The 6922-nt window shown below is 66.1% G+C and carries 6 protein-coding genes; all 6 read left to right on the top strand.

Annotation, left to right across the window (positions count from 1 at the left end; genetic code table 11):
* Positions 1–104: 104 nt before the first annotated feature.
* The 6 genes from GVM20_RS12450 (at position 105) to GVM20_RS12475 (ending at position 6840) form a co-directional block, all read left to right on the top strand.
* Positions 105–1583 carry a sodium:solute symporter family transporter gene (locus GVM20_RS12450; RefSeq protein WP_166547513.1) on the top strand — a complete coding sequence of 493 codons (1479 nt, stop codon included), beginning with the start codon at positions 105–107 and terminating at the stop codon, positions 1581–1583.
* Positions 1583–2623, top strand: coding sequence for a UDP-glucose--hexose-1-phosphate uridylyltransferase (locus tag GVM20_RS12455; RefSeq protein ID WP_166547514.1), 1041 nt, complete (start codon positions 1583–1585; stop codon positions 2621–2623). Before GVM20_RS12450 ends, GVM20_RS12455 begins: the two co-directional genes overlap by 1 nt.
* A 15-nt stretch (positions 2624–2638) precedes the next feature.
* Positions 2639–3823: a galactokinase gene (gene galK, locus GVM20_RS12460; protein WP_166547515.1), complete on the top strand. Its 1185-nt coding sequence runs from the start codon at positions 2639–2641 to the stop codon at positions 3821–3823.
* A 64-nt stretch (positions 3824–3887) separates the two neighbouring features.
* Positions 3888–4871, top strand: a complete 984-nt coding sequence (locus GVM20_RS12465) for an ArsR/SmtB family transcription factor (RefSeq protein ID WP_166547516.1) — start codon at positions 3888–3890, stop codon at positions 4869–4871.
* Positions 4871–5800: a methylenetetrahydrofolate reductase [NAD(P)H] gene (gene metF / locus GVM20_RS12470; protein WP_166547517.1), complete on the top strand. Its 930-nt coding sequence runs from the start codon at positions 4871–4873 to the stop codon at positions 5798–5800. Before GVM20_RS12465 ends, metF begins: the two co-directional genes overlap by 1 nt.
* Positions 5797–6840 (top strand): homocysteine S-methyltransferase family protein, encoded by a 1044-nt coding sequence (locus GVM20_RS12475; protein WP_166547518.1) that lies wholly within the window; start codon positions 5797–5799, stop codon positions 6838–6840. The genes metF and GVM20_RS12475 overlap by 4 nt, the downstream gene beginning before the upstream one ends.
* Positions 6841–6922: the final 82 nt, after the last annotated feature.

Raw genomic sequence — 6922 nt, forward strand, 5'->3', positions numbered from 1 at the left:
CGCTGTGGTCCTCTCCTCGCAGCCGGTGATGGCAAAAGCCCCAAGACTTGTCCGGCGTTCCGCAATGCGCTGTAACCGCGCCCAGCGAGAGGGGAAAGCACGCAATGACCGACGCCGCCACCGGCAACAGCCTGATCCAGATTGCCGTCTGCCTCGGGGTGACTGCGATCATCGGGCTGGTGACCTGGCTCACCATCCGCCGCGAAAAGCATGATGGATCGCGCAAGGATGTCTATCTGGCGGGGGGCAAGCTGAGCTGGCTGTTCGTGGCCGGCGCGATCACGCTCACCAACCTCTCGACCGATCAGCTGGTCGGGATGAACGGCAACCAGATGCTGCTGCTCGCCTGGTGGGAGATCAGCGGCTTTGTCGGCCTGCTGATCCTCGCCTTCGTGTTCGTGCCAATCTATTACCGCTCCGGGGTGACGACCGTGACCGAGCTGCTGGAGCAACGCTATGGCGGCGGCGGCATCCGCACGCTGGTGTCGGCGCTGTTCTTGTTCGGGATGGTGCTGATCTATCTGCCCGCCGGGCTCTATTCGGGCGCGCTGTTCCTCAAGACCGCCGGGATCGACTTGCCGCTGCTGGTGCTGGCGGGTTTCCTCGGCGTGGTCGCGGCGGCCTACACGATGGCGGGCGGGCTGCGCGCGGTGGCGGTGATGGAGACCTATGCCGGGATCGGCGTGCTGGCGATTGCGGTGCTGATCGTGGTGTTGGCCCTGAACGCGGTCGATTGGGACATTGCGCGCGGGGTCCCGGCGGAGCGGCTGACGATGGTCGGCTCGCCGGACAGCCCGATCCCGTTCCACACGCTCTTCACCGGCATGATCTTCATCCAGATCTATTACTGGTCGACCAACCAGCCGATCACCCAGAAGGCGATGGCCGCCCCCAATGTGCGGGAGGCGCAGAAGGGCGTGCTGGCCGCCGCCGTGGTCCGTATCCTGATCATCCCCGCGATCGTCGTGATCCCCGGCGTGGTCGCCTACCAGCTGTTCGGCGATATCGATGATGCCGCCTATGGCCGGCTGGTCGGCGCCGTCCTGCCGCCGTGGCTGTCGGGTATCTTCGCCGCCGCCATCGCCGCAGCGGTGATCGCGCATACGGCGGCGGTGATGAACGCCGCGGTCGGGCTCTATGCGGTCGATTTCCACGAGAAGTTCGTCGCCAAGGTCGAAAGCCACTGGCGGCTGTCGAGCATCGTCACTGTGCTGCTGACGATCAGTTCGATTGCGCTGGTGCCGGTGTTTGCCTCGGCCAAGAGCATCATCAATCTGCTCCAGCAATTGAACGGCCTCAGTTCGATGCCGATCCTGTCGGCCTTCGCGGTCGGGCTGCTGTTCAGCGGGGTGGAATCGCGGGCGGCGATTATCGGCGTGCTGTGGGGTTTTGCCTTCTATGCGGCCTACACCTTCGTCGCTCTGCCGATGGGCGCGGTCACGTTGCATTACATCGACATGATGGTGGTGACGCTGGTGACGAGCATCATCGCAGCGCTGGCCTTCAACCGCTTCGTGCTGGGCGGGCGGGCGACATTCGCCCCGCGTTCGGCCTTTGCGCAGCGGCTGGCCGGAGCGGGCTGATGGCGGTCGATTTCGCTCGCCCGCACCGCCGCCACAACCCGCTCACCGGCGGCTGGGTGCAGGTCTCGCCCCAGCGCATGGGGCGGCCGTGGCAGGGCGAGGTGAGCCCGCCCGATCCGCCGCCGCCCGCCTATGATCCCGCTTGCTACCTTTGCCCTGGCAACCCCCGCGTCGGCGGTGAAGTGAACCCGTCTTACGAAGGCGTCCATGTCTTCGACAATGACTTCCCGGCACTGGCCGAGGATCAGCCGAGCGCAGCGGATCATGACCCGCTGCTGCGCGCCGAGGCTTCGGCGGGCGTGTGCCGGGTGATCTGCTTCTCCCCCGATCATGGCAAGTCGCTACCGCTGCTCACGCCGGAGCAATTGCGCGCCGTGGTTGACGTGTGGGCCGATCAGACCGCCGAACTGGGCGAGCGCTTTGCCAATGTGCAGATCTTCGAGAACAAGGGCGCGATGATGGGGTGTTCCAACCCCCACCCCCACGGTCAGGTGTGGGCGACCGCGCACTTGCCCCAGGAACTCGCCGTCGAAGACGCCCACCAGCGCGCCTACCTCGCCGAGCACGGACGGGCGCTGCTGCTCGACACAGCGACGCGCGAAATTGCGGCCGGCGAGCGGGTGGTCGAGATCAATGACGATTGGCTCGCCATTGTCCCCTTCTGGGCGGCCTGGCCGTTCGAAACGCTGCTGCTGCCGCGCTTTGCCGTGCAGCGGATGCCGCAGCTTTCGGATGCGCAGCGCGCCAGCCTTGCCAACATCCTCAAGGCGCTGACGACGCGCTATGACAACCTGTTCCAGACCAGCTTTCCCTATTCGATGGGCTGGCATCAGGCGCCTTACGGCCCGGATTCCTTGTCGCCTGATATCGACCACTGGCAACTCCACGCGCACTTCTACCCGCCGTTGCTGCGCTCGGCCGAGGTGCGCAAGTTCATGGTCGGATACGAGATGCTGGCCGAACCCCAGCGCGACCTCACCCCCGAACGCGCGGCAGAGATGTTGCGCGCGGTCAGCGGTCTGGTGCATTACCGCGCCTAACGAAGGGAACGCCACATGGATCGCCGCGAGAGACTGATCGCCCGTGCCCGGCAGGGCTACCGGCTCGCCTACGGGGCCGAGCCGAGTCGCTTCTTCGCCGCCCCCGGCCGGGTCAACCTGATCGGCGAACATGTCGATTACAATGATGGCTTCGTCCTGCCCTGCGCGATTGACCGCGAGGCGATTGTCGCACTCGGGCCGGCGGACAAGGACGCCGCGGTCCCACTGTTCGAGGCGGTCGCGCTCGATATGGGCGATATGGCGCGCGCGCGCGACAGCTTCGATCTCGCCAGCCCGATCGTGCCGAGCGAGAACAACTGGCAGAACCATGTGCGCGGTGTGGTGCAGGCGCTGGGGCGGGATGGCTACCGGGTCAAACCGGCGCGGATCGCGATTGCCGGCGATGTTCCCATCGGGGCGGGCCTGTCATCCTCAGCCGCGTTCGGCGTAGCGGTGGCGCTGGCCTGTTCGGATTATTCGGAGCTGGACCTGTCGGCGGAAACCCTCGCTCGGGTGGCGCAGCGTGCGGAGAACGACTTTGTCGGCTGTGCCTGCGGGATCATGGACCAGATGGCGTCTGCCGCCAGCGTCGCGGACAATGCGCTGCTGCTCGATTGCCGCAGCTTGCAGCACATGCCGATCCCGATTCATCCGAGCCTTGCCATCACGGTGATCGACACGGGCCTGCGCCGCAATCTCACCGAAAGCGCCTTTAACGAGCGGCGCGCGCAGTGCGAGGCGGCGGCGGCGCATTTCGGGCTGACGGCCTTGCGCGATCTGGATTTCGCCACGCTGGAAGCGGCTCAGACCAGTCTCGACCGGACGCTGTACCGCCGCGCCCGCCATGTGGTCGGCGAGATCGAGCGGGTCGAGCCGGTGGCGGTCGCGCTGACTCAGGGCGACACGGCCTTGCTGGCCGAGGTGATGCGCGAGGCGCACCTCTCGCTGTCCGCCGATTTCGAGGTTTCTCTGCCGCCGATTGACCGGCTGGCCGGGCTGATCGGCGAGGCGCTGGGCGATGCAGGCGGGGTGCGGTTGACCGGTGCTGGCTTTGGCGGGTGCCTTGTTGCAGTGAGCACCCACGACGCGGGCATCGCCATCGACGAGGCGGTCGCGCGCTACAATGCCGCCGCCGATCTGCCCGCGCGGGCCGAGACATTCCGCCCGGTGAGGGGGGCTGCGCCGATCATGCTGGGTTGATCGGAGGCCCAGCCCCAACAGACGATTTACAGATATAAAAATATCTTTATATGATGTCCCCACAATGATGATCGAGGACATCTTCAAGGCGCTGGGCGATCCGACCCGGCTGCGCATTGCCCGCTTGCTCGGGACGATGGAACTGGCCGTGGGCGAACTGGCACAGGTGCTCGGCCAAAGCCAGCCGCGCGTGTCGCGCCATGTCGGCATCCTGTGCGATGCGGGCCTCGCCGAACGCCGCCGCGAAGGCAGCTGGGTGTTCCTGCGCCAGAGCGAATCGAGCGCCCCGGTGATCGAAGCGGTGCAGCGCCTGCTTGCCTTGGCCGAGACCGAAGAACCTGCCTTTGCCGCCCTGTGCGAGGCCGACCGCAGGAAGCTCGCCGCGATTCGCAATGCCCGCGAAGCTGCGGCGGAGACCTATTTCGCCCGCCACGCCGGGGAATGGGACGAGCTGCGCGCGCTCCACAGCGCCGATGCCGATGTCGAACGCGGGCTGGCCGAGGCGCTCGCCGATGCGCCGCTGGGCGCGCTGCTGGATATCGGCACCGGCACCGGGCGCATGGCCGAACTGTTCGCGCCCCATGCCGAACGCATCGTTGCGCTCGACAAGAACCTTGAGATGCTGCGCGTCGCGCGCGCCAAGCTGCAACATCTGCCGACCGCGCAAGTCGAGCTGGTGCAGGGCGACTTTGCCGATCTGCCGTTCCCCGACTCCAGTTTCGATACCGTGGTGCTGCATCAGGTGCTGCACTTTGCCGCCGATCCTGCCCCGGCGCTGGCCGAGGCGGCACGGGTGCTGCGCAGCGGCGGGCGCATCGCGATCGTCGATTTCGCCAGCCACGATCACGAAGAACTGCGCACCCGCCATCAGCACGTCCGGCTCGGCTTTACCGATCGCCAGATGGCCGAACTGTTGCGCGGTGCCGGGTTCAGCGTCAGCCCGCCGCTCGCGCTCGAAGGTGGGCCACTGGTCGTCAAGATCTGGACGGCCAAGCGCCGTTCCGCCCCCGCTTTGAAGACCCCTGCAAGCCTCACGGAAACCGTCTGATGACCCCGACTCTCGACCAGCTCCACGAATATCGCACCGCCACCGACATGCCGCTGTTTTCCGGCCTGCCGGGGGATGTGGCGGTGAGCTTCGAATTCTTCCCGCCCAAGAGCGCAAAGATGGAAGAACAGCTGTGGGACGCGGTGACGCAGCTGAAGCCGCTGGGGCCGAGCTTTGTTTCAGTCACCTACGGCGCGGGCGGATCGACCCGCGAACGCACCCATGCAACGGTGGCGCGGATTATCAGCGAGGCGAAGCTGCCCGCCGCGGCCCACCTTACCTGCGTTGCGGCGTCGAAGGCGGAAATCCGCGAAGTCGCCGAACATTACTGGGAAGCGGGCGTGCGCCACATTGTCGCGCTGCGCGGCGATGCGGGTGAACCCGGCGCGCCCTTCACCCCGCACCCGGACGGCTATGCCAGCGCGGCAGAGTTGGTGAGCGGGCTGAAGGCGATTGCGCCGTTTGAAATCTCGGTCGCAGCCTATCCCGAAACGCACCCCGATGCGGTGAGCCCGCAGGACGATATCGACAATCTGAAGCGCAAACTGGACGCAGGGGCCAGCCGCGCGATCAGCCAGTTCTTCTTCTCGCCCGAAGCCTTCTTCCGCTTCCGCGATGCCTGCGCCGCGAGCGGGATCGATGCGCCGATCCTTCCCGGCATCCTCCCTGTCACCAATGTCGCGCAGGCGAGGAAGTTCGCCGCGGCCTGCGGGGCGTCGATCCCGGCGTGGATGGACGGATTGTTCGAAGGCCTCGACGAAAAGCCCGCCGCGCGCCAGCTGGTCGCCGCGACGGTCGCCGCTGAACTGTGCCGCCGGCTCTATGCGGGCGGGGTGCGCGATTTCCACTTCTACACCCTCAATCGCCCTGAGCTTGCCTATGCGATCTGCCACATGCTCGGGAAGCGTCCTGTGGGAGACGATGCATGAGCGCGCGTGACCAACTCCTTGCCGCTGCGGCTCAGCGCGTGCTGATCTTTGACGGCGCGTTCGGGACGCAGATCCAGAACCGCAAGCTGACCGAAGCGGATTACGCCGGAGATCTGGGCCTCGCCGCCGACCAGAAGGGCAATAACGACATTCTGGTGCTGACCCGCCCGGATGTGATCGGTGACATCACCCGCGCCTATCTGGATGCGGGATCGGATGTGGTCTCCACCAACACCTTCTCGGCCAACCGGATCAGCCAGGCCGATTATGCGGCCGAAGGTCTGGTGCGGGACATCAACGTCGCCAGCGGCAAACTCGCCCGCGCGCTGGCGGATGAATACGCCGCCAAGGATGGCCGCCCGCGCTTTGTTGCAGGCGCGATCGGGCCGACCAACAAGACGCTCTCCCTCAGTCCTGATGTCGAAGACCCGGGCTACCGCGAGATCGACTTCGATGAGCTCGTCGCGGTCTACAAGGAACAGGCCGCCGCGCTGGTCGAAGGCGGGGTGGACTTCATCCTGATCGAGACGGTGTTTGACACATTGAACGCCAAAGCTGGGATCATGGCGGTCAAGCAGCTTGAACGTGATCTTGGCCGCGAAATTCCGCTGATGATCTCGATGACCCTGACCGACCTGTCGGGCCGCAACCTCTCCGGGCACACGGTAGAAGCCTTCTGGTATGCGGTGCGCCATGCCAAGCCGGTCACCATCGGCCTCAATTGCAGCTTCGGCGCCGAGCAATTGCGCCCGCACGTGAAGGTGCTCTCGCAGATCGCCGACACGCTGCTGATGATTTACCCCAATGCGGGCCTGCCCAACGAGCTCGGCGAATATGACGAGCAGCCCGATACCACGGCGGGGCTGGTCAAGGACTGGGCCGATCACGGGCAGGTCAATATCCTCGGCGGCTGCTGCGGATCGAGCCCGGCGCATATCGCCGCGATTGCCAAGGCCGTCGCCAACTCCGAACCGCGCAAGGTGCCGCACCCCGAGCCTGCGATGCGGCTGGCCGGGCTTGAGGCGTTTATTGCGGCCTGACTTCATCTCCCCTCCCCTACAGGGGAGGGGTCGGGGGTGGGGGCTATTCCGATAGCACCTCGCCCAGTTTACAGCCCCCACC

Source organism: Porphyrobacter sp. SLTP (assembly GCF_009905735.1).
Lineage (GTDB): Bacteria > Pseudomonadota > Alphaproteobacteria > Sphingomonadales > Sphingomonadaceae > Erythrobacter.

Bases quoted from the DNA above. Each gene is read 5' to 3' on its own strand.
- GVM20_RS12475 (WP_166547518.1), top strand. From the start codon at position 5,797: ATGAGCGCGCGTGACCAACTCCTTGCCGCTGCGGCTCAGCGCGTGCTG.
- GVM20_RS12455 (WP_166547514.1), top strand. From the start codon at position 1,583: ATGGCGGTCGATTTCGCTCGCCCGCACCGCCGCCACAACCCGCTCACC.
- GVM20_RS12465 (WP_166547516.1), top strand. From the start codon at position 3,888: ATGATGATCGAGGACATCTTCAAGGCGCTGGGCGATCCGACCCGGCTG.
- GVM20_RS12450 (WP_166547513.1), top strand. From the start codon at position 105: ATGACCGACGCCGCCACCGGCAACAGCCTGATCCAGATTGCCGTCTGC.
- galK (WP_166547515.1), top strand. From the start codon at position 2,639: ATGGATCGCCGCGAGAGACTGATCGCCCGTGCCCGGCAGGGCTACCGG.
- metF (WP_166547517.1), top strand. From the start codon at position 4,871: ATGACCCCGACTCTCGACCAGCTCCACGAATATCGCACCGCCACCGAC.